25 protein-coding genes and 1 pseudogene are annotated in these 22432 nt (G+C 59.4%); 12 read left to right on the top strand and 14 right to left on the bottom strand.

All coding sequences use genetic code 11. The annotated features are described in order from the left end of the window. Positions 1 to 12: 12 nt before the first annotated feature. A pseudogene (locus ACFQH2_RS11960) lies at positions 13 to 772 on the bottom strand (enoyl-CoA hydratase/isomerase family protein); the annotation flags it as partial. A 503-nt stretch (positions 773 to 1275) separates the two neighbouring features. Between ACFQH2_RS11960 and ACFQH2_RS11955 the strand changes: the two are divergent. The 3 genes from ACFQH2_RS11955 (at position 1276) to ACFQH2_RS11945 (ending at position 3435) form a co-directional block, all read left to right on the top strand. Then, the gene (locus ACFQH2_RS11955) at positions 1276 to 1674 is read left to right on the top strand and encodes a universal stress protein (protein WP_377053888.1); all 399 of its coding nucleotides are present in this window, start codon (positions 1276 to 1278) and stop codon (positions 1672 to 1674) included. Positions 1675 to 1735: 61 nt separating this feature from the next. Then, positions 1736 to 2623 carry a 3-hydroxyacyl-CoA dehydrogenase family protein gene (locus tag ACFQH2_RS11950; RefSeq protein WP_377053886.1) on the top strand — a complete coding sequence of 296 codons (888 nt, stop codon included), beginning with the start codon at positions 1736 to 1738 and terminating at the stop codon, positions 2621 to 2623. Beyond that, complete coding sequence (locus ACFQH2_RS11945; RefSeq protein ID WP_377053884.1) at positions 2620 to 3435, top strand: enoyl-CoA hydratase/isomerase family protein; 816 nt, start codon at positions 2620 to 2622, stop codon at positions 3433 to 3435. The genes ACFQH2_RS11950 and ACFQH2_RS11945 overlap by 4 nt, the downstream gene beginning before the upstream one ends. Before the next feature lie 51 nt (positions 3436 to 3486). Here the strand turns inward: ACFQH2_RS11945 and ACFQH2_RS11940 are convergent, their stop codons facing one another. The 8 genes from ACFQH2_RS11940 to ACFQH2_RS11905 all read right to left on the bottom strand — a co-directional run bounded on the left by ACFQH2_RS11940 (position 3487) and on the right by ACFQH2_RS11905 (position 10254). After that, on the bottom strand, positions 3487 to 3942 hold the full coding sequence (locus ACFQH2_RS11940) for a pyridoxamine 5'-phosphate oxidase family protein (RefSeq protein WP_377053882.1): 456 nt from the start codon (positions 3940 to 3942) through the stop codon (positions 3487 to 3489). A 150-nt stretch (positions 3943 to 4092) separates the two neighbouring features. Next, positions 4093 to 4902 carry an enoyl-CoA hydratase/isomerase family protein gene (locus ACFQH2_RS11935; RefSeq protein ID WP_377053880.1) on the bottom strand — a complete coding sequence of 270 codons (810 nt, stop codon included), beginning with the start codon at positions 4900 to 4902 and terminating at the stop codon, positions 4093 to 4095. Further along, entirely contained in the window at positions 4886 to 5422 is a 537-nt protein-coding gene (locus ACFQH2_RS11930; RefSeq protein WP_377053878.1) for a gamma carbonic anhydrase family protein, read from the bottom strand. The genes ACFQH2_RS11935 and ACFQH2_RS11930 overlap by 17 nt, the downstream gene beginning before the upstream one ends. A gap of 77 nt (positions 5423 to 5499) precedes the next feature. Beyond that, entirely contained in the window at positions 5500 to 6267 is a 768-nt protein-coding gene (locus ACFQH2_RS11925; RefSeq protein ID WP_377053876.1) for an ABC transporter ATP-binding protein, read from the bottom strand. Position 6268: 1 nt separating this feature from the next. Then, on the bottom strand, positions 6269 to 7069 hold the full coding sequence (locus ACFQH2_RS11920; protein ID WP_377053874.1) for an ABC transporter ATP-binding protein: 801 nt from the start codon (positions 7067 to 7069) through the stop codon (positions 6269 to 6271). A 2-nt stretch (positions 7070 to 7071) separates the two neighbouring features. Then, on the bottom strand, positions 7072 to 8175 hold the full coding sequence (locus ACFQH2_RS11915; protein ID WP_377053872.1) for a branched-chain amino acid ABC transporter permease: 1104 nt from the start codon (positions 8173 to 8175) through the stop codon (positions 7072 to 7074). An 84-nt stretch (positions 8176 to 8259) separates the two neighbouring features. Further along, positions 8260 to 9045, bottom strand: coding sequence for a branched-chain amino acid ABC transporter permease (locus ACFQH2_RS11910; protein ID WP_377076780.1), 786 nt, complete (start codon positions 9043 to 9045; stop codon positions 8260 to 8262). Between the two features lie 33 nt (positions 9046 to 9078). Further along, the gene (locus tag ACFQH2_RS11905) at positions 9079 to 10254 is read right to left on the bottom strand and encodes an ABC transporter substrate-binding protein (RefSeq protein ID WP_377053868.1); all 1176 of its coding nucleotides are present in this window, start codon (positions 10252 to 10254) and stop codon (positions 9079 to 9081) included. A 171-nt stretch (positions 10255 to 10425) separates the two neighbouring features. Between ACFQH2_RS11905 and ACFQH2_RS11900 the strand changes: the two genes are divergently transcribed. From ACFQH2_RS11900 to ACFQH2_RS11890, 3 genes are all read left to right on the top strand, one after another. Beyond that, positions 10426 to 11319 carry a CoA transferase gene (locus ACFQH2_RS11900; RefSeq protein ID WP_377053866.1) on the top strand — a complete coding sequence of 298 codons (894 nt, stop codon included), beginning with the start codon at positions 10426 to 10428 and terminating at the stop codon, positions 11317 to 11319. Continuing rightward, positions 11309 to 12082, top strand: coding sequence for a CoA-transferase subunit beta (locus ACFQH2_RS11895; protein ID WP_377053864.1), 774 nt, complete (start codon positions 11309 to 11311; stop codon positions 12080 to 12082). Before ACFQH2_RS11900 ends, ACFQH2_RS11895 begins: the two co-directional genes overlap by 11 nt. Positions 12083 to 12317: 235 nt before the next feature. Beyond that, entirely contained in the window at positions 12318 to 13949 is a 1632-nt protein-coding gene (locus ACFQH2_RS11890) for an acyl-CoA synthetase (RefSeq protein ID WP_377053862.1), read from the top strand. Positions 13950 to 14330: 381 nt separating this feature from the next. Here ACFQH2_RS11890 and ACFQH2_RS11885 read toward each other — a convergent pair whose 3' ends face one another. From ACFQH2_RS11885 to ACFQH2_RS11875, 3 genes are all read right to left on the bottom strand, one after another. Continuing rightward, positions 14331 to 14618: a 2Fe-2S iron-sulfur cluster-binding protein gene (locus tag ACFQH2_RS11885; protein WP_377053860.1), complete on the bottom strand. Its 288-nt coding sequence runs from the start codon at positions 14616 to 14618 to the stop codon at positions 14331 to 14333. A gap of 43 nt (positions 14619 to 14661) precedes the next feature. Further along, positions 14662 to 15114 (bottom strand): GNAT family N-acetyltransferase, encoded by a 453-nt coding sequence (locus ACFQH2_RS11880; protein WP_377076779.1) that lies wholly within the window; start codon positions 15112 to 15114, stop codon positions 14662 to 14664. A 107-nt stretch (positions 15115 to 15221) separates the two neighbouring features. Beyond that, the gene (locus ACFQH2_RS11875; RefSeq protein WP_377076778.1) at positions 15222 to 15794 is read right to left on the bottom strand and encodes an amidohydrolase family protein; all 573 of its coding nucleotides are present in this window, start codon (positions 15792 to 15794) and stop codon (positions 15222 to 15224) included. A gap of 426 nt (positions 15795 to 16220) precedes the next feature. On the opposite strand from ACFQH2_RS11875, the gene ACFQH2_RS11870 reads away from it, so the two are divergent. The 6 genes from ACFQH2_RS11870 (at position 16221) to ACFQH2_RS11845 (ending at position 19665) form a co-directional block, all read left to right on the top strand. Beyond that, a complete protein-coding gene (locus tag ACFQH2_RS11870) occupies positions 16221 to 17141 on the top strand; it encodes a Phenylacetic acid catabolic protein (protein WP_377053854.1) in 921 nt (306 codons plus the stop codon). A gap of 2 nt (positions 17142 to 17143) precedes the next feature. After that, positions 17144 to 17539, top strand: coding sequence for a metal-sulfur cluster assembly factor (locus tag ACFQH2_RS11865; RefSeq protein ID WP_377053852.1), 396 nt, complete (start codon positions 17144 to 17146; stop codon positions 17537 to 17539). Positions 17540 to 17615: 76 nt separating this feature from the next. Next, positions 17616 to 17765 (top strand): phenylacetic acid degradation PaaB family protein, encoded by a 150-nt coding sequence (locus ACFQH2_RS11860; RefSeq protein WP_377076777.1) that lies wholly within the window; start codon positions 17616 to 17618, stop codon positions 17763 to 17765. After that, complete coding sequence (locus tag ACFQH2_RS11855; RefSeq protein ID WP_377053849.1) at positions 17758 to 18522, top strand: Phenylacetic acid catabolic protein; 765 nt, start codon at positions 17758 to 17760, stop codon at positions 18520 to 18522. Before ACFQH2_RS11860 ends, ACFQH2_RS11855 begins: the two co-directional genes overlap by 8 nt. Positions 18523 to 18527: 5 nt before the next feature. Then, entirely contained in the window at positions 18528 to 18704 is a 177-nt protein-coding gene (locus tag ACFQH2_RS11850) for a hypothetical protein (protein ID WP_377053847.1), read from the top strand. Positions 18705 to 18933: 229 nt separating this feature from the next. Further along, positions 18934 to 19665: an enoyl-CoA hydratase/isomerase family protein gene (locus ACFQH2_RS11845; RefSeq protein ID WP_377076995.1), complete on the top strand. Its 732-nt coding sequence runs from the start codon at positions 18934 to 18936 to the stop codon at positions 19663 to 19665. A gap of 23 nt (positions 19666 to 19688) precedes the next feature. Here ACFQH2_RS11845 and ACFQH2_RS11840 read toward each other — a convergent pair whose 3' ends face one another. Further along, positions 19689 to 20843 carry an acyl-CoA dehydrogenase family protein gene (locus ACFQH2_RS11840; RefSeq protein WP_377053843.1) on the bottom strand — a complete coding sequence of 385 codons (1155 nt, stop codon included), beginning with the start codon at positions 20841 to 20843 and terminating at the stop codon, positions 19689 to 19691. A gap of 85 nt (positions 20844 to 20928) precedes the next feature. Further along, positions 20929 to 22380 carry an aldehyde dehydrogenase family protein gene (locus ACFQH2_RS11835; protein ID WP_377053841.1) on the bottom strand — a complete coding sequence of 484 codons (1452 nt, stop codon included), beginning with the start codon at positions 22378 to 22380 and terminating at the stop codon, positions 20929 to 20931. Between the last annotated feature and the right edge of the window lie 52 nt (positions 22381 to 22432).

Below are 22432 nucleotides of genomic sequence, written 5' to 3'. Positions count from 1 at the left end.
CCCGAACGACCTGAACTCCGGCTCCTCGCCGTCCAGAAACGCCCGCACGCCCTCCTCGTGTTCTGCCGTTCCGTACGCCAGCGTCTGCGTATGGAGTTCGTGATCGAGCGCTTCGCGCCAGTGCCGACCCATGTTCTCGTGGATCGCACGTTTTGCGAGGCCGAGCGTTTTCGTCGGCCGTTTCCCGAGCGTTTCGAGCAGTTCGTCGACCGCATCGTCGAGTTCGTCGTCGGGGACAGCCCTGTTGATCAGGTCGTACTCTACCGCCTCTTCGGCCGAGAAGAACTCGGCGGTAAACGCCAACTGCTTCGCAGTGCGCAGTCCGACCAACTTCGGCAGCAGGAACGTCCCGCCCGTGTCTGGGACCAGTCCGACCCGAACGAACGCGCAACTGAACGACGCCGACTCCGCCGCGTATGCGAGGTCACTGACAGCAGTCACCGCAAGCCCCGCACCGACGGCGTCGCCATTGACCTTGGCGACGATGGGTACCCGCGCCGTGAGCGCCTCTTCGACGACCCGGCCGAGCGTCTCCTGCACCCGGTCGAACGCTTCTTCCGCCGTCTCGTCGCGCTCGGCCATCGCCTGGAGATCACCGCCCGCGCTGAACGCGTCGCCTTCACCGGTAAGCACGACAGCGTCGTACTCTTCGGGCGATACCTCTGCTAGAGCGTCGGCGAGGGCAACCGCGGCATCGGGAGTAAACGCGTTTAGTGCATCCGGCCGGTCGAACGTGATGGTTCAGAATCCCGTCCTCGTCATCGATTTGCATATGTTTTCTATCGCGCGGACGCTGTTAGTTCTTTCCAGATTGTAAGTATCGTTCTTTCTGTTTTGCACAGCTTTACTATAATATCTCTGTTCTGAACGTATATCTATACTCTTACAATAATGTATATATAATTTACTAATATTTGACTATATACTTTGAGAGACCTTCCACTCTCCGGGCTGTTAATCGTATGTGAGAACTTATGAGACTGCAGTAGCTCTTTAAACTGGAGAGAACTTCGGCGGACTTTCGTCCGTCGTAGAGTATCGTATCTGTCGCCTCTGTCTGGCATTTTGCTTGACCGATCTCTTTGATTGCCACCGCACAGAAATATTACTATAAATTAATATTATGGTCTTCTACCGGATAAATATACTGCAATATAAGTTGACATTTATCGCACGAGATTACCCTGCCTGCTGTCGTATCCGATCCATCACGTCTCCGGAACCGCCGGCATTGGAGCGACAACGATTAGTAGCAATACCGATAAATATGCGATCATGTATCACATACTGGTAGCGCTAGACGATACTCTCGAACACGCTATTGCCCAGGCTAACGCCATTGTGGAGATGCCCCACCAGCCGGGTGATATCGAGGTGACGCTCCTGCACGTCTTTACCGATAACGTCACTGGTGCATCGATACAGCAACTCGAAACGGCGCTCAAGAGCGAAGAGCTACTCGAGGATGCGGGAATCGACGTTCAGTTGGACGAAACCAGCGGTGATCCCGCGACACAGATCATCGAGTACGCGGACGAGACGGACGCCAATCTCATCTCTGTCGGCGGGCGGAAGCGCTCGCCGACGGGGAAAGCCCTCTTCGGAAGCGTGACACAGGATGTCGTCCTGACCGCTGATCTACCGGTCCTCGTCTGTGGCGAGACGAACGAGTGACGGCGTGGTCGCCGACATCTATAACAATTTTAATGGGGGTACTGGACGATTGGCACACACGATGCGAGTAACAGTACTAGGCGCAGGTACGATGGGGCATGGGATCGCACAGATCTCCGCGATGGCCGGAAACGAGGTCACGATACGCGACCTCGAAGCGGAGTTCCTCGAGGACGGGGTCGATGCGATCACAGCGAACCTGCAGGGCGGCGTCGACAGGGGGAAAGTGACCACGGAACAAAAAGCGGCGACGCTCGATCGGATCGAGACGACGACGTCGTTGCCGGACGCCGTCGCGAACGCTGATCTGGTCGTCGAGGCCGTCCCCGAAGATATAGAGATCAAACAGGGGACGTTCTCGGACGTCGAAGAACACGCGCCGGGTGACGCAGTGATCGCCTCGAACACGTCGTCTCTCTCCGTCACCGAGATAGCCAGCGTGCTCGACCGACCCGGCCGGGCGATCGGTCTCCACTTTTTCAATCCGGTTCACATCATGGATCTCGTCGAAATCGTCGTCGCCGAGCAGACCGACGAGAAGACGGTCGAGACTGCGACCGCGTTCGTCGAGAATATCGACAGGGAACCGATCACCGTCCGGGACTCCGCCGGCTTCGCATCGTCCCGCCTCGGGGTCGCACTCGGCGTCGAGGCTGTCAGGATGTTAGAGACCGGGGTGGCGGGGCCCGAAGATATCGACCGTGCGATGGAACTCGGATACAATCACCCGATGGGCCCCATCGAGCTAACCGACGTCGTCGGACTCGACGTTCGACTGGATATTCTCGAATATCTACACGAGGAACTGGGCGAACGGTTCCGCCCGCCACAGCTACTCAGACAGAAAGTCCGAGCCGGGAAGCTCGGTAAGAAGAGCGGCGAAGGGTTCTACGTCTGGGAGGACGGCGAAGTCATCGGGGTCAGCGGCGATCCGGAGGACGGCCGATGACCGGTCCCGAAGCACTCACCGAGGAGTTCGATACCGTCTCCGCATCCGTCGGCGACGAGGTCGACGGCGTCGTCACGGTGACGTTATCCCGGCCGGACGCGCGGAACGCGCTCGACGCACAGGTCCGGTCGGAGCTAACCGACGTTCTCGCGGCCATCGAGGCGGACGACGAGTCCCGAGTCGTCGTTCTCACCGGCGACAGCGAGGGGAAAGCGTTCGTCGCCGGCGCGGACATCACCGAGTTCCAGGACCGCGGTCCGATCGAACAGCGCGAGGCGAGCGAGCGCCCGCGCATCTACGAACTGGTCGCTGATCTCTCGGTACCGGTCATCGCCCGGATCAACGGTCACGCGCTCGGTGGGGGCTGTGAACTCGCGCAGGCCTGTGACGTCCGGATCGCCGCCGACGTGGCAAAGCTCGGGCAGCCGGAGATCAATCTCGGTATCATCCCTGGTGGCGGCGGCACGCAGCGTCTGCCCCGCCTCGTCGGCGAGGGACAGGCGATGCGGTTGATCCTTTCGGGCGATCTGATCGACGCCGAAGAGGCGGCTGACATCGGACTCGTCGACGTCGTCTGTCCGCTCGACGAACTCGACGAGGAGGTGTACGGACTGGCCGAGTCGATGGCTCAAAAGAGTCCGGTCGCTCTGGAGTTCGCGAAGACGGCCGTGCAGGCGAGTTCGCAGATGGATCTCGACGACGGGATCGAGTACGAGGCGGAACTGTTCTCCCAGCTATTCGCGACCGAGGACAAAGACGAGGGTATCGACGCGTTCTTCGAGGATCGAGAACCAGAGTGGAAAGGAAAGTAATCCGATCCGCCATTGCTTCGGTTCGTGTGGTCTTTAGCTCCCCAACCGGCACTACTGATACTCTTCGCCCTTTCGACCGGTCATCTCGTCGACATCGAGTTCGACCCGCTTGATCTCGGCTATCGGCGCGGTCGGCGGGAAGATGTTGGGGAACCACGCGTTTTCCTCCATCACTTCTTCCATATACTCGGTTTCGTCTTCGTTGACGTCCTCGAGTTCTCCTGTGACCACGACGCTCTTCCAGGCGAACCGTGAATCCACCCGGTAGGCCGTCATCGACGCCTGTGTCGTCGATTCGCTGAACTCCAATTTCTTGCTGTCGTCGCCGAACCGGATCAGATGCATGAACATCCGGCCGTCCTCGTACCCGAACGAGATCGGGATCCCGTACGCGTCGCCGCCCCGTGACAGCGACAACACGCCGTGTCCTAGCTCCTGGAGAGTCCGTTCGATCTCGCTTTCGTTCATCTCGATACCGCGCACTTTGACAGACTCGTCGGATGCCATACTGTAAATAGGTGATACAGTCTAACGGTTAATAAATTGTGCCTGTGATTCTCATACATCCAAAACGCCTACCGCCGAACTCCAAGAGCGATCGGAGCCGCGAGTCTTTGCGTCAAGGGGTCTCGCCCTACTGATCCGTGTCGGATCGGCCTACTTCCAGTCCGGCGAGCGCTTCTCGATAAACGCCGATAACCCCTCGTCGAAAACGTCCGAATCGCCCATCAGCTTCATCGTGGCTCGTTCTTCCTCTAAATGCTGGCCGAGCCGTCCCTCGAAGACGGTGTCGATGAGTTCTTTCGTCCGCGCGTAGGCCTCAGTCGGACCGTCGGCGTACACTATGGCCTGCTCGGTGACGGCCCCGATAAACTCCGACTTGGGTACCTCGTACAGGTCGTTTGCGAGATGGAGATCGACCGCCTCCGCTGCGGTGATCGGCTCCGGGTCGAAAAAGAGCTCTCTGGCCTTGTACGGCCCGACGGTCTTCACGAGGAAGAACGGTGTCGCGTTGTCCGGGGTGAGGCCGATACGAGCGTACGCAGTGTTTAGCTGGGCGTTCTCGTGCATTATGATCAGATCCGAGGCGAGCATGAAGCCCAGACCGCCACCCGCAGCGACCCCCTTGACGGCCGCGATGACGGGGGCTGGAAAGTCTCGGACCGCGCGGATAAATCGGTTCGACGCGGCAGCGATCGTATCCAGTTTCGCCGAACGTAGCTCCTGTGGAGTTTCCTCGATCACGTTCAGGTCCGCACCCGCGGAGAACTCCGGCTCTCCGTACAGGACCAGACAGCCAATATCCTCTTCGAGTGCCTCTATGGCCGTCGCCATCGCCTCGATTTTTGACGGCTGAAACATGTTCAACGGCCGGTCTCCTCGTTCCATGGCGAGCCTTGCGACGAGTTCGTCTTCGACGTGCTCGACTCGCACTTCGTCGTGTACTCGGTCAGTTCGTATATTCATCAGTCTCCCCTCCGTTGGGCATCTCTGGTGACCGGTCGCGACGGTATCGGTCCGCCAGTTCGAGATACTCCTCGGCGTACCACCGGATCAGTTCGGAATTCCCGTCGTCCAGGGGCCGGGTTTCGGCTGGTGTCCCGTACGCCATGTGGCCGTCCGGTATCTCCTGGCCCTCACGAACCAGCGATCCGGCAGCGATGATGCAGTCGTCACCGATGGACGCCTCCGGTAGGATCGTGCTGGAAATGCCGACCAGGACGTCGTCGCCAACCGTCGCGCGGTCGAGGACGGCGTTGTGTCCGATCGTCACGCCAGAGCCGACCGTCGCTTCGTGGAGCATCGTGAAGTCCTGGACGTTCGTCTCGGCTCCGACAGTGATCGGGCCGTAGTCGCCGCGCATACAGACGAACGGCCAGACGCTGGCGCGGTCCTCGATGGTGACGTCGCCGACGAGATACGCCATCTCGGAGACGAACGCCGAGTCCGCAACGGTCGGCGCCGTCCGCTCGAACGTCCGTTGCATCACTCTCACCGCCTCCCCAGTGGGGACTGGTCGGGTTCTCCGATGTCTTTGATGATGCTGGTCGTCGCGTTCACGGCTTATCTCACTCCGAGATACTGTTCCATGGCCCTCCGGTCATCGAGTAGTTTCGTCGCGGTCGACTGATGAACGACGTTCCCCGTCTCGAGCACGTAGGCTCGATCTGCGAGGCCAAGCGCCATTTCGGCGTTCTGCTCGACCAACAGGATCGTCACACCGTCGTCGTTGAGGTCGCGGATGATCTCTTTCACGTCTTCGACGATCTGTGGTGCGAGTCCCTCGCTCGGTTCGTCAAGCAACAGCAGATCGGTCTCCGGGCCGAGCATCGCTCTCGCGATCGCGAGCATCTGCTGTTCGCCCCCGCTCATGGTACCTGACTTCTGGTTTCGCCGCTCGTCTAACCGGGGGAACCGATCGTAGATCTCGTCGAACTGGTCGGTCTGATCGGTTTCTGCGCTGTGTGCGGCTAGCCGCAGGTTCTCCTGGACTGTCAAGCCGCCGAAAACTCGCCGCTCTTCGGGTACCCACGAGATGCCTTTCTTTCGCACCTGGTGTGGGTCCAGACCCTGGATCGGCTCTCCATCCTTCGTAATTACCCCGGATCGGGCCGGCGTCAGTCCCATGATACTGCGGAGTGTCGTCGTCTTCCCGGCACCGTTCCGTCCGACGAGTGCGACGACCTCCCCCACCTCGACATCGAGGCTGACGTCGAATAGCACGTGGCTGTCCCCGTAGTAGGTGTTGATCTCATCGATGGCCAGTCGCTCGTCTCCGCCAGTGTTCGTGTCGCTCTCGGACCCCTCGATCAAGTTCGGATCGTCGCTCATACTATCCACCACCTCCGAGGTAGGCCTCCTGCACACGTGAGTCGTTGCGTATTTCGTCGGGAGTACCACGTGCAAGCAGTTCGCCGCTGTTCATCACGGCGATATGACTGGAGATGCCCATAACGATCTCCATGTCGTGTTCGATGAGGATGAGACTAATGTCCGATGCGATCTCCTCGATCAGTTCGACCGTCTCCTGTGTCTCCTCGGGACTCATCCCTGCTGTGGGTTCGTCCATCAATAGGAGTTCGGGATCCGCGGCCAGCGAGATGCCGATCTCCAGGTGACGACGCTGTCCGTACGACAGGTTTGCGGCTTTCCTGTCTGCCACGTCGGAGAGGTTGATGCGCTCCAACACAGCCTCCGCATCGGTGATCGCGTCGGTAAGCTGATTATGATGTGTGAGGAAATCGCGTGGCTGAAAGCCCGTATGTGGCCCCTGCGTCGCGAGGCGGACGTTTTCGAGGGCAGTGAGGTCGTTGAAAAAGTTCGTGATCTGGAACGAACGGACGATCCCGTGGTCGACCAGTTCGTGTGGTTCCATACCGCCGATCTGATCGCCGCGGAACTCGATCTTCCCTCGCGTTGGGGCATGCTTCCCGGTAAACAGATTAAACAGCGTGGTCTTCCCGGCCCCGTTCGGGCCGATGATCGACGAGATCTGGTCGCCCGGGATCTCGAGTGATACATCGTTGACGGCCGTTAGCGTCCCGAACTTCTTGGTGAGACCGTCGGTCGACAGTATCGGCGTGTCCTCCCGAGAAGCGGTCGTCGCCGTCGTTTCGTCAGTTGCTTGACTCATTCTTATCCTCGGATACTCTCAAAGTAGTTTTTCAGCGCTTTCTTTGCGTTCTGGGCTGCGTTTTTCGGATCGTTCTTGACGGAGATAATCGTTCCGGCAAGTCCCCGCGGTGCGAAGATAACTACGACGACGAACACGCTGCCGAGTATAATCTCCCACGTCGCGAATCCCGCGAGGCGCTCCTCCAGGAAAATCACGACGCCGGCGCCGAGCATCGGCCCCCAGAGGGTGCCCATGCCGCCGAGCAACAGCATCACAATGAGTTCCCCGCTGGTCGTCCAGTGAAGCAGTCCCGGCGACGCGACGCTCTGGAACGGGACGTACAATCCCCCAGCGAGACCGGCGAACCCGCCGCTAATTGAGAACGCGATGAGTTTGTACCGTTGGATATCGTACCCGATAAACTCCATTCGTTCTTCGTTTTCTCGGATCCCCTGGAGCACTCGGCCGAACGGTGAGTTCGCCATGCGAACGAGCAGCGCGAGCGAGGCCATCACGAGCCCCAACGTCAGGTAGAAGTACGCCACTCGCGAACTGAAGTCGATCCCGAACATCTCGTACAGTTGGATCCCGAACAGACCGCCGTCTCCGCCGGTGACCGTCTCCATCCCGAGAACCATCGCCGGGAGATCAGTAAACGCGATCACGTAGAACAGCTGGGCGAACGCCAGCGTCAACATCGCGAAATAGATCCCCCGAGCACGGACGCTGAACCATCCGATGACTGCTGCCACGAGGACTCCGACAAGCACAGAGATCGGAAGCACGACTATGGCGTTCGTCGTTATCCCCCGAACGGAGAGTGCGGCCGCGTATCCTCCGGCACCGAACATCGCTGCGTGGCCGAACGACAACAGGCCGGCGTAGCCGAAGATGAAGTCCAGGCTCACCGCGAGGAGTGCGAACACCAGTATCCGAGTGAGAATGTTCAACCAGAACGGCTCGAACACGTTGACCAGGGGTGCGAACGCGACGAGGAGTGCCGTCACTGCCACCAGTGCCAGACGGCCCTGCAACGAGATGATCTGTCCACCGGCGGGAGTCGTTGTTCGACTCATGCCGGCCGCCGCCTTGAGTTTGTCCAGTAGTTCCGATTCTGAGCTCATATTATGCTGCCTCCGTTGCTCCGAACAGGCCGCTCGGTTTTACGATCAACACAATGGCCATCAGCACGAACAGGAACAACTCCGTCAGTGTCGGTGCGATAACTGCACCGTAGGCGGTAACGAGGCCGATTGCAGTGCCGCGTAGACCGCCCCTTTGAAGCTTCCTAACCCACCGATAACGACGATCACGAACGCCTCGATGATGATTCCGAACCCCATATCGGGGTTGACAGATCGTGAGGCTCCCAGGAGGACCCCCGCGACGCCCGCCAGCGCTGCACCGAAGATGAACACCCCGGTAAACACCTTCGAGACGTCGACGCCGAGGGCGTTGACCATCTCGGTATCGTGAGCACTGGCCCGCATCATGATCCCGAGATCACTGTTCTCGATTCCGATCCAGATCACGGCGATCAGAATCGTGCTGAACACGAGAACGAACAGCCAGTAGATGGGGTAGCTGACAGGACCAATAGCGATGGTTCCCGAGAGGAGTTCAGGTGTCGGGATCCGACGCGATCGAGCGCCCCAGACCTGGACTACCGCACCCTGTACCATGATGGCTATCCCGAAGGTGAGAAGGATGTGGTAGAGCGGATTCCGACCGTACAGCGGTCGGAGCGATAGAGTCTCGATGAGACCGCCGATGAGGCCGACGATCAACGGTGCGATCAATAGGGCGGCCCAGAAACTCCCGAGTTCTACTGCGATGGTGGCACCGAAATACGCACCCAGCATGTACAGCGAACCGTGAGCGAAGTTGATCACGTCCATCATCCCGAAGATGAGCGTGAGGCCGGCGGCGACGAGAGCCAGGGTAACACCTGGTTGAAGCCCAAGCAGGGTTGCTCGTAATACTGGTTCGATCATCGGTTCTGTGTCTGCTGGTCGGTGCCCATCATATTAGTAGATATTACAGCCCCAAGTCGGTGATTCGACCTCTTCGATCGTCTCGACGACCTCGTTCTCAGGCCCGTCATCACCCTCGACGACCTCCCGGATGTGTATGTCCTGAATCGGGTCGTTCGTCTGCTCGCTGAACCGGAAACTGCCGCGCGGGCTGTCGATCTCCATGCCGCGCATCGCTTCGATCATGTCGTCGACGTCGGAGCTGCCACCCTCCTCGATAGCGCTGGCGAACGCTTGGCCGGAGTCGTATCCCTGTGCGGCGTACACGTTCGCACTGTTGTCGAACATTTCCCCGTACGATTGGACGAACGACTGTGTCTGCTCGGCATTGCCAGCGTAATGGAGCGACGAGAACATACCGAGCGCCGAGGAGCCCTGTGCCGGCAGCGTATCCTCGGAAAGCAAGAACCCACTTCCCGTCTGGGTTATGTCGTCGAAGAGACCGAAGTCGTCTCCCTGGGTAATGTAGTTCACCGCGTCACTGCCAGCGAAGAAGGAGTAGATGGCGTCGGCGCCACTCCCCTCGATATCACCGAAAAACGGCGAGAAGTCGTCGGTGCCGAGCGGAATGCCGACTTCGTCGACGACCGTTCCGCCCGCTTCCTCGAACGCTTCCGAGAAGAAATCCCGCGAATTCTGGCCGAACGCGTAGTCCGCATACGCGATCACGACGTTGTCCGCAACGTTATCGTACACCCACGGCGCCAGCGGTGCGCTGGTCTGCCAGTCGTTGAACGACGTTCGGAAGTGATACCGCATACAGCCGTCCTGCGTGATTCGATAGTCACCTGCGTTCGCGTTCAGCCACACGGCACTTCCTTCGTTTTCGATCGTCTGCATCATCGAGATTGCGACCGCACTCGACACCGGCCCCACGATCGCATCTGCGCCTTCTTCTACCAGTAACTCTCGTGTGACTGACACACCGGTGTCCGTATCGCCTCCAGTGTCACGGCCGATGGTTTCGACCTCCTGGCCATTGATCTCGCCACCCTGCTCCTCGAGATACATCTCGAACCCGTTCGTGATGCTCTGTCCCAGCAGGGAGTAGACTCCAGTGGTCGGAAGAGCGTATCCGACAGTGAGCGTTTCGTCGCCGCCGAGACATCCACCGAGAGATGCTGCTGCGCCGACCGTCGCGCTACTGAGAAGGTACTGCCGTCTCGACACTGTCGAGGTTGTATCCGTATTAACGTCTGGCCTATCCACAGCTTCCTGAGGCATAGTAAGTTGATGGTATACTCATACATATATAATTTTCGTCCATGTTCGACTGGTTGTCCATTACAGTCAGTTTAACAACAGGTGGTTTTATATACAAAGATCTGGATTCGTCAGTGTATGCCAACAGACGCAGAGAGTCTGGAGAGTGCCGTATCTCGAATCGAGTCCGGAAGTTCGGTCGCGGCAGGGTTGGCACTGGAACACGCGATTCCGTTCGCCGCCGGTCACGAGCTGCTCCGACAGGAGACCGATGATCTCACGATGATCGGACCGATCAGTGATCTGCTGTTCGATCAGCTGATCGGTGGCGGGGCCGTCTCAGCGGTGCGGGCGGCGTGGGTCGGCAACGTCAGCGCCGGTACCGGGTACCAGTTCCGCCAAGCGGTCGAAAACAGTCTGATCGACGTCGAGAACCACTCGAACTTCAGTATCGCCCTCGCGCTCAAGGCCGCCGCACTGGGAGTGCCGTATCTTCCGACACAGACGCTTCTCGGGAGCGATATCTTCGAGGAGAGCGACCTGTTCCTCGAAGAGACCGATCCGTTCAGTGGGGAACAGGTCGCACTCGTCCCCGCTATCTCTCCCGACTGGACGATCGTACACGCCCAGCGGGCGAGTCCCGAAGGGGATGTCCATCTCTGGGGCAACACCGGAATCGTCGATCCGGCCGTGGGTGCCGCCGATAACGTTCTGGTCACTGCCGAGCAGATCGTCGACCCCGAAGTGATCAAGAGTGATCCGAGTCGGGTGGCGATCACCCGCGAACAGGTCACGTCCGTCGTCGAATGTCCCTTCGGCGCCCACCCGTCCCCGGTCGCCGGACACTACAACCGAGACAACGAGTACTATCTGGAGTACAGCCGACGGACGGAGACTGACGAGGCGTTCGACGCGTGGGCCGAGGAGTGGGTCTACAGCGTCGAGAATCGTGAGGCCTACGCCGACCTCGTCGAAACGGATCTCGCTATCACTGACCGAACCGTCGCCGCGGAGGTGGAGTATGGCCAGTGAGGAGTACACCGAACGCGAACTGATGGTCAGCGCTGCCGCAAAGGAGATCGAAGACGGTGACACCGCCTTCGTAGGGATGCGACTGCCACTCATCGCGTTCCAGGTCGCGGTCAGCACGCACGCCCCCGACTCGATGGCCGTGTACGAGAGCGGCGTCGTCAGGGATTCCCCTGCCGACGGGTTCATTCATACGATGTGTGATCTGCCGAACCTGAACAACGCCGTCTCGACGACGGGGATGATCGATATTATGTCGCGACTCCAGCGCGGCGATATCGACGTCGGATTCCTCGGCGGGGCCGAGGTCGACCGCTACGGCAATCTGAACACGACGCGGGTCGAGGCAGGTGACCGAGAGATTCGGCTCCCCGGCAGTGGGGGCGCGTGCGATATCGCCTGTATGGCCCAGCGGACGGTCCTCCTCATGCCCCACGAACCCCGGCGATTTTCGGAGGAAGTCACGTACACTACCAGCCCAGGCTACGCGAACGACGGAAGCGCGCGTGAGAACCATCCAGCACCGGGAGGCGGACCGAGCGCTCTGGTCACCTCGAAAGCGACGTTCGGCTTCGACGATAGAGGCGAACTGTTCCTCCGAACTGTTCACCCCGATGCCGAGGCAGCGAGCGTGCTCGCCGATTTCCCGTGGGACGTGAACACCGCCGAGGACATCGGTGCTGGAACGGTCACGACGACGTCCGAACCGACTGCGGAGGAACTCGAACTGATCCGGACCTTCGACCCCGACGGATTCTGGACGTAATCGTTCACGACCTCACTGTGAGATGTGTGTCGCCCTCGACTGGCCGATGAGAGACCGGACGACCCGTCGGATCTGTTTTTGCGAGACAGTCGCACCGACCCCAGTAGTACCCGCAGGTAACTGCATTCGGTCGCTTTCTCACGTTCTGCGCGGTCTCTAGGAGGTGCTTTCTGCCTCGATATGGGCTTCGGAACCGTTAGCTATTTCTTTTATAACTTTCATGATGTACTCGTACATGCAGCAAACAGTGCCACTCGATTATCTACCGGATGAACAGAACGCACCGGAGTACGTTCATGCGCTTCCGGAGGCGCACTATCCACGAGAAATCAACGCGGCCGAAGAGTTGGTTGACCGGCACGTTCGCGAGGGCCGGGGTGACAACGTCGCGATCTACTTCGAGGACCAGGAGATCACGTACAGCGAGCTACAAAACCGCATAAATCGGATGGGGAACGCGCTTCGGGATCTCGGTGTGGAGTCGGGCGACCGCGTCGTCGTCCGGTTCCCGAACAGACCCGAATCGATCGTCTCCTGTCTCGCGATTCAGAAGATCGGGGCCGTCGCATTGCCCTCGATGAAACTCCTTCGCGCGAAGGAGTTGAACTACATCATCAACAACGCGGAAGCGACGAAAATCGTGGTGTACGACGACCTGCTCGAAGAGATCGAGAACGCCTTGCCGGAACTGGACACCGTCGAGGACGTCATCGTGGCTCAGCGCAACGGTCGCGATCACGACCACCTCAGCTACGACGACCTCCTCGCAGACGCCAGTCCCGACCTCGATGCGTACCCGACCGAGCGAAGCGACCTCGCGTTGATGCTGTACACCAGTGGGACGACGGGCCAGCCCAAAGGAGCGGTCCACACCCATCGAAACGTGCTTTCGAGCGCGGATTCCTACGCGAAATACTGCCTCGAACCCACAGAAGACGACGTTTTCGGCGGGAACCCGCCGCTCCCGTTCGCGTACGGCTACGGTGACCTTCTCACCTTCCCGTTCCGGTTCGGCGCGAGTACGAGTCTGGTCGAGGACGCAAGCCCCGGTGACCTGTTGGAAGCGGTCGAGGACCACGGTATCTCGATCCTCTGCTCGATCCCGACGGGCTACAATCAGATCATGTCCAAGCATCCGGAGGGTCCCGAGGAGTACGACACCTCGTCGCTGCGACTCGGACTCAGTGCGGGAGAGCCTTTGACGCCGACGACGTTCGAGAAGTTTGAATCCGAATACGGCGTCGAACTTCTCGACGGGATCGGGACGACCGAGATGCTCCACATCTTCGTCAGCCACCGGCACGACGACGAGATCGATCCGAGCGCGACCGGGTATCCGGTACCAGGCTACGAATGCAAGATCATCGACCCGGATACCGGCGAGGAACTCGACCGAGGCGAGGCCGGACTGCTGGCTGTCCGTGGGCCAACCGGGATCGCGTACTGGAACCGCCCGAGAAAGCAAGAGCAGGTCAACGAGGACGGTTGGTCGATCCCCGGAGACATCTTCGTCCAGCGGGAGGACGGACGGTTCGAGTACAAGTCCCGCCGCGACGACCTGATCATCTCCAGTGGATACAACATCCCCGGGCCGGAGGTCGAAGCCGTCGTTCAGGAACAGGAATCGGTCGCGGAGGTAGCGGTTATTGGAAGCCCGGATCAGGAACGTGGTGAGATCGTCAAGGCGTTCGTCGTCCTCAAGGAGGACGTATCGCCCAGTGAGGACCTCAAAGAAGAGATTCAGAACCACGTGAAGAATACGCTTGCACCGTACAAATACCCCAGAGCGGTCGAGTTCGTGGATTCGCTCCCTCGAACTGAGACAGGGAAGATCCGCAGAACGGAACTCCGAGAGAAAGAGCAGTAACGCCTCCTCCATTGCCGGTTCTTTTCGCATTCGTGAGCAACGGCTCTTCTGGATCTCTGGCCCTGTGTTTTCCAGATTGTATACGATATACGTATACGGCGCTTCAGGTCGTCTCCCCTGCTATATATCACGGTCTTTTATATTGAATCCTCCTTCTGCCAGGCTCGATCCGAGAGTTCTCGCGTGGGACTGCGTTCTTTCTCGTTTCTTGGCAACAACCAGCAGTGTACTGGCTGTAATTTTTACAGAGGTACAGTAGTAATCCCTACCGGACGGCTGGCGTCTCGTTTCGTATACAGTATACGTATACACTATTCGTCTCGGAACACATCCGTCTATTCTTTCGTCGAAATATTATGTATCGTGTAGCAGTACGCTCGATTACGGTCCTTCGCCAGTCTTGAGCCGTAGATCGGATCTCGGTTTGGCTATGCACGTCAGAATGTAGCCTTCCTCCTTTTCGCTATCGGAAAGAAACATTCCTTCCATCTGTTCGACTTCGGCTTCGTCGTTGAGACATATTGCCGAACAAACGCCACAGACGCCCATCCGGCACTGGTAGGGCATGTCAATCCCCGCTTCCTCTGCGGCTTCGAGGATCGGCTTGTTTGCGGGAACCTCGATGCTGCGCCCTTCGTCGACGAACTCGACAGTGTAGCTTTCCACCATGGATCACTGATCTGTCGACCGTTCGTAGACATGCTCGACCGGTTCAGAAGCCCTCGCTCTGGTAGAATGCCTCACTGTCCTCGTCACCGTGTATCACGTCGACGCGATAGAAATCAACGTCTTTCGACGAGTTGGTGAACCAGGTGTGGGCCGTTTCGAGCATCGCCTTGCCCACTCCTTCTCCGCGGTGTTCCTCGGAGACGAAGTGCCCGTTGATGTAGCCGTGGTTCTGGAGACGGAAGATCGGATGATTCCCCATGACGCGTGCTTCGAGGACTCCAACTAGCGCGTCCGACTCCTCGTGTTCGGCGACGACGACCGTTCCGTACTCCGAGTCGAGAAGTTGATTCTCGAAGTACTGTAGCCAGCGCTCGTCGGCGCTCTCGTTGTGCTGGTACCGATCGTCGTACTCCGAGAGATGTTCGGTGAACCCGTGCCAGAGATCAAGCAGTTCCTCACCGTCAGCGGTCGTTGCATGTCGTATACTATACGTCATGTACTATCCTGGGGGTGGATTACCAAAAAAGGTCGTGTTGCAGACACCGGGGACCCAGCGAACGTGGTGAGGCCCTCCACGAGTGGCCCAGTGTGCGGACCAGTCGATTACAGATCGAACAGTTCGATAGCGTTTTTCGAGAGAATCCGGTCGACCGTCGCGTCCGGGATCGGGAGTTCTCTGACGGCCGCTATGTTCTGCTCGATATCCGGGATCATCGGGCCTGGCCAGTCGCTGCCGAACAACACCTGGTCATCGATGCGTTCGACCTCCGGAAAGTACTCTAACAGGTTCGATGGGGGAAACGACGAGATATCCAGGCAGACGTTCTCGTGGCGCCGCAGGAGGAACCACGCTTCGTCGGTGTACATCGGCCGTCCGCCGTGAGCCATGATGATCTTCAGTTCGGGGAAATCGACCGCCACGTCGTCGATCGGCATCGGATCCGCGTACCGGGACCGGGCACCCGAGAAGATGCTCGTTCCGGTATGGACCATGACCGGGATGTCGTGCTCGACACAGCGCTCGTACAGATACTCCAGTGCTTCGAGTCCGCGCGTGTCCGGATCGGTTCGGTAATCGTTGACGTTGATACCCTGGTGGGGTGGATGAAGTTTGATGCCATCGAGTGCCAACTCGTCGAGCGCTCGGTCGACCTCCTCGTGAGGGTGGTCGGCCACCCGCGGATCGAACCCCCGAATGCGAGTACCCGCTCCGGCGCTTCCGCGCGGAACTCGGCCGCCCACTCGTTCGTGTCGTGCGTGTATCCAAGGATCGGACTCACGTAGTTGATTATCGCTGCGGTGGCGACGCCCTGACTGTCGAGGTATTCGACGAAGGCTTCGGGCCGTCTCGCCAGATTCATCTTCCGGTCGAACTGTTTCGAGTGCTCTTTTAGCGTCGCCAGCGCGTCGGCGTTCATCCGCCAGAATGGATTCATATGAACGTGGACGTCGACAACCTCATCCGGAGCGTCGGTCTCGGCCATACAGATTATCTATTCCCTGATATAATAAATTCGGCGCAGATCACCCCAGATACGCCAAACGTATACAGAAAACAATTATAATGCTTCGACCATTAGAGTATATTGGACGATCAAAGCTATGCCTACCGAGAAACAGCTGAAAGAACAAGTGCAGAACGGGAAGATGATAGAGTCGACCGACGAGATGACAGAGGGTTACAAGAAGGCCCTCAAACAGATCCTGACGGTTTCGGCCGATACGGAACTGATGAGCGCGCCTGCCTACTACGAGCAGACGCTCAACGCCCCGTCCGCGGACGCCCGCGCATCGTGTATCAGCGTGATCCAGGATGAACTCGGTCACGGCCACATCGCCTACCGAATGCTAGAGGACCTCGGCGAGGACCGCGAAGAGCTCATCTACGACCGCGAACCCCACGAGTTCCGAAACACCTACGGGTTCGACCAGCACATCGACAACTTCGCGGAGCTCGTTAGCGCTCACGGGATGTTCGACCGCGCCGGCATCGTTCTGCTCAGCGATATCCACGAGAACACTTCCTACGCGCCGTGGAAGCGCGCGCTGACGAAAGTCAACAAGGAAGAACAGTTCCACCTGCGCCACGGCGAGACGTGGATGCGCCGCCTGGCCAACAAAGACGACAACACCAAGCAGAAACTGCAGGAGGCCATCGACTGGATGTTCCCGATGGCTGTCGAGTGGTTCGGCCTTCCGGACGACAAGAAGCAACACGACGACCAGCTAGAGTATCGGATCAAGGGCAAAACCAACGACGAACTGCGACAGGACTGGATCGACCGGGCAATGCCCCTTATGGAGGAACTCGACCTCGACGTGCCAGCCCACTACGACGATGACGCCGAGGAGTACGTCCTCGATTACGATCTTCCGGTCGCGTTCGACGAGGAGAACAAAGAGTGGCTGTTCGACGAGCCGATCTCGTGGTCGGACGTCATGGACCGCTGGCGCTCCCGTGGCCCGGCCAACGAAAAGTACGTCAACCTGATCCAGTCCGAGAATATCGACGTCGGAGTGTGACGATGGGAAGCGTAACAACGAACTCGAACGGTTCGACTGGCCCGGGATCTAACAGCGAGTACATCGAGCGACAACGGGCCGATGCGACCCCCTTCGAGGAGAAACTGTGGGAGACGATCGACGAGATCCCTGATCCACATATTCCGGTGAGTCTCGTCGAGATGGCGATGATCTACGACGTCGAAGCCGACGATGGGGACGTCACCGTAGAGATGACGTATCCGTGTATGGGTTGTCCGGCCTACGACATGATCCAGAACGATATCCGTAGCTGTCTGACGGTGATGGACGGCGTCGATACCGTCGAGGTCGAGGTCGTCTGGGACCCGGTCTGGTCGAAAGACATGCTTACGACCGAGGTCAGACAGAAAATGCACGAAGCGGGGATCAGCCTGTAATCAGAGATGAGAGTATCATGAAATTGAAGTATTCGCACGGATCAACCAAGGTGACGATACCAAACATATCGGTAACGTGACTGCACAGAACGAGCGATTAGCCAAAATGTACGCACACAACACGTTCAACGAGGAAGACTGGGACTATCTGGCGGTGGTCCGCAGGGACAACCTGATCGAAGTCACGGGAGAAAAGCCGATACCTGGGGTGGGCTCCCATGAGTGATTGGCCCGAACCGGCAGTCGACTACGTCCAGGCGGCCTCGGATACGAAGCTAATCCTGGGGCACCGATACGCACAGTGGAGCCTCGCGGGCCCCTCGCTCGAAGACGATATCGGCGGTGCCAGCGCGTCACAGGAAGAGATCGGCCACGTTCGCCAGTTAGCTCGTAAACTGCAGGAGCAGGGCCGGGATCTGGACTGGATCCGCGGCGACCGAGAGCCAGAGGAGTTCAACAACGCGGCGTGTATCGACGAGATCGATGGCGACTGGGCCGAGTACATCGCGTCGGTCGCGCCGGCGGATCGAGCAGCGTGGTACATGATCGACGCGATAGACCGCGACGATCTGCAGGGGATGTTCCGCAAGATGGGCGAAGACGAGTACTTCCATCTCGAATATCACGATGCGCGCCTCGAAACGCTCGCTGAAGAGCAATCGGACGTGATCCAGACTACGCTGGAGGAGACGCTTCCACAGGCACTAGCATTGATCGGTCCGGCAACTCACGACGAGGAGAACGATCCGGTGTGCAGCTCCGGATTTACCGACCGACCCGTCTCCGAGATCCGCCAGGCGTTCGCCGATCACTATCGCGAACTCTTCGCCGATACCGAGGTCTCGCTCGAAGGAGTCGACTGGGAAGCCCCCGACCCGGAGGACTGGAACGAGACGCGGCGGCGCGTCGACGGCGGATCGATTAGCGATTCGGACGTCCGAGAGCTACGCGGTGTCGAGAACGCGGAGTTTGCGATCAACTGACCACCATGAGTAACCAAGAAACAGAACTGGAGGTCGTCTGCCCGTTCTGCGAGTCGATGGATACGGAACAGGAATCCGCTTTCGGCAGCGAGATTTCCAAAACCCAGTACTACTGTAACGGCTGTAACACAGTGTTCGAGCGGATCAAGTTCGACGGCGAAAATCCGGATACGGGACGGTAGCAACGCACCGGCCGGGAAACGCTTCGCGACCAGCGTAGCTACAGCAGTGTGATTCGCTCTGTGTCGGGCGATTTCGGTCGATCAGGAAAGTTACTTATAGTTGGGTGTCAATGGATGGTTTGTATGCCACTCAAACCCTTCGACGAGCTGACCAGAGTATTTCACCACCAATACGGAGGACCACGTCGGTGTTCTCCGTCTCGACCGTCCGCCAGCAAACGCACACAACATCGACGTCCTCCTCGAACTGCAGCGCGCTGTCGAGGCGGTCCGCTTCGACGACGAAGTACGATGTGCAGTGTTCGGGAGCGAGAACGAGCGGTTCTTCTCTACGGGGTTCGACATTCAGGAACTTCAGGACGAACCAGCCCATCAGATCGGCTACGCGAGCCAGACGAGCAAAGAGATCATCATGAAAATGCGGACAACAGATACCATTTTCATCGCGATGATAAACGGTCACTGTATGGGTGGCGGCCTGGAACTCGCACTCGCGTGTGACTTCCGCTTCGTCGGTGACGATGACGACTACAACCTCGGGATGCCGGAGATCAATCTCGGCCTCATTGCGGGCGAGGCAGGGACACAGCTCCTCCCGCGGTACATTAACCGATCCGATGCACTCAAGATGCTGATAACCGGCGAGACGATCACACCTGCAGAGGCGCTGGAACGAGACGTCGTCGACGAACTTCACCCACCGGACGAGGTCGAGGACAAGGCCTTCGAGTTCGCAGAGATGATCGTTCAAAAGCCAAACCTCGCGGTCGGAAACAACAAACTGGCGGTCAACGAGGGCCTCGAGATGCCCCTCAGCGATGCGCTCGCTCACGAGCGCGAACTCCAGAACAACCTCCTCGGCTCCGACGTCGCAAAGGAGGGAACCGACGCCTTCCTCAACGACCGTGACCCCGACTTCATCGGTGTCGAACTCGGAGACGAGGAGCCAGCAGACGAGTAATTCCTGATCGTCGAGACGTTCGATTAGAGTCCGAGCGCCTCACCGGCGACGGTCGTTTTCTGTATCTCGTTCGTGCCGCCGATGATACTCAGTATTTTTGCGTCCCGATAGTACCGCTCCAGCGGAAGGTCCGTACGGTATCCCTTTCCGCCGTGGACCTGCATCGCGTTTCGGGTGACGAACTCGGCGGCCTCGCTCGCGACGTACTTCGCCTTGCTCGACTGTCGCGTCTGCGGGTTCCCGTCCGCAATCGACGCCGCGGAGCCATAGACGAGATGACGTGCGCTATCGAGTTCTGCGTCCATGTCCGCGATCAGAACCTGCACTGCCTGATACTCTCCGACGGGGTTTCCGCCCTGTTCGCGGTCGCCCGCGTACTCGATGGCGTCCTCGAACGCGGCGGTAGCGATGCCCGTTCCGATCGCTCCGAGTCCGGTCCGGGCCATGTCGATGGTCCCCATCGCGATCCGGAACCCCTGTCCGATCTCTCCGAGGAGCGCCGACGCCGGGACGCTGACACCGTCGAACGCCGAATCGCCCGTCACATGCCCTCGCATCCCCATAAACTCCTTGCGGTCGAAGGAGAACCCGTCCGCGTCGTCGACGCCCGGAACGAGAAACACGCTCACTCCGTGGCTGTCCTCCGGTGCGGGGCGCTTTCGCGCGACCACCAGATGGACATCGGCCACCCCGGCGTTCGTTCCGAACGACTTCTCCCCGGAGATGTGGAACTCGTCGTCCGCTTCTTCGGCGACAGTAGCCAGTTCTGTCGGGGAACTCCCCGCTCCCGGTTCGGTCAGCAACATTGCCCCGACTGTCTCGCCGCGAGCCATCGGTTCGAGATACTGTTTACACTGGCGTTCGGTCCCGAAGTTCGCAATCGGTAGTGCCGCGAAGGTGTGCCCCTGGATGCTCTCGGCGACGGCACCGCTCACCTGCGCGATCCGCTCGACTGCGACGCAGTACGAAAGGAAGTCCGATCCCTGCCCACCGTACTCCTCCGGAAGCAAGATTCCCAGGAGTCCGCGCTCGCCCGCCGCTTCCATGACGTCGCGGGGGAACTCGTCGTCGTCTTCGATCTCCTGTGCCCGTGGCTCGACGACTTCGGTCGCGAACTGATCGGCTCGATCCCGGAACTCGCGGTGCTCCTCGGTGAGCACACTCTCTATCAGGCTCATATACTGCAATACGCACAGTACGGTCACATAAGTGTCCCGGCAACACCTCGGACGACCGAAAAAGAACCATCGGACCGACGCGACCTCAGCCCAGGTTTATGTTGACGTTTTTCGTCTGCGTGTACTCGTGGAGTGCCTCGGTCCCCTGCTCGCGTCCGCTGCCGCTCTCTTTGAACCCTCCAAAGGGTGTCTGGGGCTGTGTGACCGGGAACTCGTTGATGGTGACCATCCCGTAGTCGAGATACTCCGCGGTCGTGTGTGCGGTCTCGAGATCGTTCGTCCAGATCCCCGCCATGAGACCGTAGGGCGAGTCGTTCGCGATTTCGATCGCCTCCTCGCGGTCGGAGAACTTGATAACGGAGAGCACCGGCCCGAATATCTCCTCGCGGGCGATGGCCATGTCGTTCTCGACGTCGGTGAAGACGGTCGGTTCGACGAAGTACCCCTCCTGCTTGTCCTCGGGAACCTTGCCGCCCGTCGCGACGGTCGCGCCGTCCGCCTTCCCGCTCTCGATGTATTCCAGGACCTCGGACTGCTGGGATTCGTCGACCACCGGACCCATCCGTCCGTCGTCGTCGATGCCGCTCCCGAGCGGCGTCGATTCCGCCCCTTCGACGACCCTCTCGACGACCTCGTCGTGGACGTCCTCGTGGACTAACAGTCGCGATCCGGCCCAGCACATCTGGCCGGCATTCATGAAGATACCGTAGTGAACGCCGCTGGCGGCGGCATCGAGATCCGCGTCCGGGAAGACGATGTTCGGTCCCTTTCCGCCGAGTTCGAGGGTGACACCCGTGACGTTCTGGGCTGCGTTCTCCATGACGCCCTTGCCGACGCCGGTCGATCCGGTGAAGGCGATGTGTTCCACGTCGGAATGTTCGACGAGCGCGTTACCGGCAGTGCTGCCCCGACCGGGAACGACGTTCATTACACCGTCGGGAAGCCCGGCTTCTTCGGCGGCGACCGCGTAGTAGAGAGCCGACAGCGGGGTCACGCTCGACGGTTTGAGTACCGCTGTGTTACCGCAGGCCAGCGCCGGAGCGAGGCTGCGTCCGGCCAGCTGGAAGGGATAGTTCCACGGGATGACGTGCCCGGTGACGCCGAGGGGTTCGCGTACGGTGTAGTTGAACCGATTGCCGGGGACCGGGACCTCGTCGCCCTGGATCTTATCGGCCCAGCCTGCGTAGTATCGGAACGTATCGATCACCATATCGACGTCGAGGGTCGCCTCGAACGGCGTCTTGCCGTTGTCGTGGGACTCGACGAGGACGATCTCGTCTTTCCGGTCTTCGATGGCGTCGGCCATCGCGTTCAGATGCTGTCCCCGCTCGCGCGGATCCATCGATCGCCACTCCGAATCCCGATCAGCCGCTCTATTGGCAGCTACGACAGCACTATCGACGTCCTCGGGGGACGCCTGTGCAAGCGTCGCGTAGACATCTTCGGTCGCTGGATCGACGGTTTCGATCGTCTCTCCGCTTTCGGAATCGGTCCACTCGCCGTCTATATACAGCTCTGTCGGCCCTGAATAGCTCATGCTTATTGATGTTGATTGTGTGCCCAAAAAAGACTTCGGACCCTGGCAACCG

It is taken from the genome of Natronoarchaeum sp. GCM10025703 (genome assembly GCF_042661985.1).
Classification (GTDB): domain Archaea; phylum Halobacteriota; class Halobacteria; order Halobacteriales; family Natronoarchaeaceae; genus Natranaeroarchaeum.
The sequence above is the reverse complement of the archived record's forward strand: the minus strand, read 5'-3'. Positions and strand labels throughout refer to the sequence as shown.

What these genes read in the sequence shown, in the direction of transcription:
- ACFQH2_RS11865 (WP_377053852.1), top strand. Translation starts at nt 17,144, where the DNA reads ATGGGAAGCGTAACAACGAACTCGAACGGTTCGACTGGCCCGGGATCT.
- ACFQH2_RS11955 (WP_377053888.1), top strand. Translation starts at nt 1,276, where the DNA reads ATGTATCACATACTGGTAGCGCTAGACGATACTCTCGAACACGCTATT.
- ACFQH2_RS11945 (WP_377053884.1), top strand. Translation starts at nt 2,620, where the DNA reads ATGACCGGTCCCGAAGCACTCACCGAGGAGTTCGATACCGTCTCCGCA.
- ACFQH2_RS11840 (WP_377053843.1), bottom strand. Translation starts at nt 20,843, where the DNA reads ATGAGCCTGATAGAGAGTGTGCTCACCGAGGAGCACCGCGAGTTCCGG.
- ACFQH2_RS11850 (WP_377053847.1), top strand. Translation starts at nt 18,528, where the DNA reads ATGAGTAACCAAGAAACAGAACTGGAGGTCGTCTGCCCGTTCTGCGAG.
- ACFQH2_RS11900 (WP_377053866.1), top strand. Translation starts at nt 10,426, where the DNA reads ATGCCAACAGACGCAGAGAGTCTGGAGAGTGCCGTATCTCGAATCGAG.
- ACFQH2_RS11885 (WP_377053860.1), bottom strand. Translation starts at nt 14,618, where the DNA reads ATGGTGGAAAGCTACACTGTCGAGTTCGTCGACGAAGGGCGCAGCATC.
- ACFQH2_RS11935 (WP_377053880.1), bottom strand. Translation starts at nt 4,902, where the DNA reads ATGAATATACGAACTGACCGAGTACACGACGAAGTGCGAGTCGAGCAC.
- ACFQH2_RS11835 (WP_377053841.1), bottom strand. Translation starts at nt 22,380, where the DNA reads ATGAGCTATTCAGGGCCGACAGAGCTGTATATAGACGGCGAGTGGACC.
- ACFQH2_RS11915 (WP_377053872.1), bottom strand. Translation starts at nt 8,175, where the DNA reads ATGAGCTCAGAATCGGAACTACTGGACAAACTCAAGGCGGCGGCCGGC.
- ACFQH2_RS11855 (WP_377053849.1), top strand. Translation starts at nt 17,758, where the DNA reads ATGAGTGATTGGCCCGAACCGGCAGTCGACTACGTCCAGGCGGCCTCG.
- ACFQH2_RS11895 (WP_377053864.1), top strand. Translation starts at nt 11,309, where the DNA reads ATGGCCAGTGAGGAGTACACCGAACGCGAACTGATGGTCAGCGCTGCC.
- ACFQH2_RS11910 (WP_377076780.1), bottom strand. Translation starts at nt 9,045, where the DNA reads ATGATCGAACCAGTATTACGAGCAACCCTGCTTGGGCTTCAACCAGGT.
- ACFQH2_RS11940 (WP_377053882.1), bottom strand. Translation starts at nt 3,942, where the DNA reads ATGGCATCCGACGAGTCTGTCAAAGTGCGCGGTATCGAGATGAACGAA.
- ACFQH2_RS11925 (WP_377053876.1), bottom strand. Translation starts at nt 6,267, where the DNA reads ATGAGCGACGATCCGAACTTGATCGAGGGGTCCGAGAGCGACACGAAC.
- ACFQH2_RS11950 (WP_377053886.1), top strand. Translation starts at nt 1,736, where the DNA reads ATGCGAGTAACAGTACTAGGCGCAGGTACGATGGGGCATGGGATCGCA.
- ACFQH2_RS11930 (WP_377053878.1), bottom strand. Translation starts at nt 5,422, where the DNA reads ATGCAACGGACGTTCGAGCGGACGGCGCCGACCGTTGCGGACTCGGCG.
- ACFQH2_RS11880 (WP_377076779.1), bottom strand. Translation starts at nt 15,114, where the DNA reads ATGACGTATAGTATACGACATGCAACGACCGCTGACGGTGAGGAACTG.
- ACFQH2_RS11920 (WP_377053874.1), bottom strand. Translation starts at nt 7,069, where the DNA reads ATGAGTCAAGCAACTGACGAAACGACGGCGACGACCGCTTCTCGGGAG.
- ACFQH2_RS11890 (WP_377053862.1), top strand. Translation starts at nt 12,318, where the DNA reads ATGCAGCAAACAGTGCCACTCGATTATCTACCGGATGAACAGAACGCA.
- ACFQH2_RS11870 (WP_377053854.1), top strand. Translation starts at nt 16,221, where the DNA reads ATGCCTACCGAGAAACAGCTGAAAGAACAAGTGCAGAACGGGAAGATG.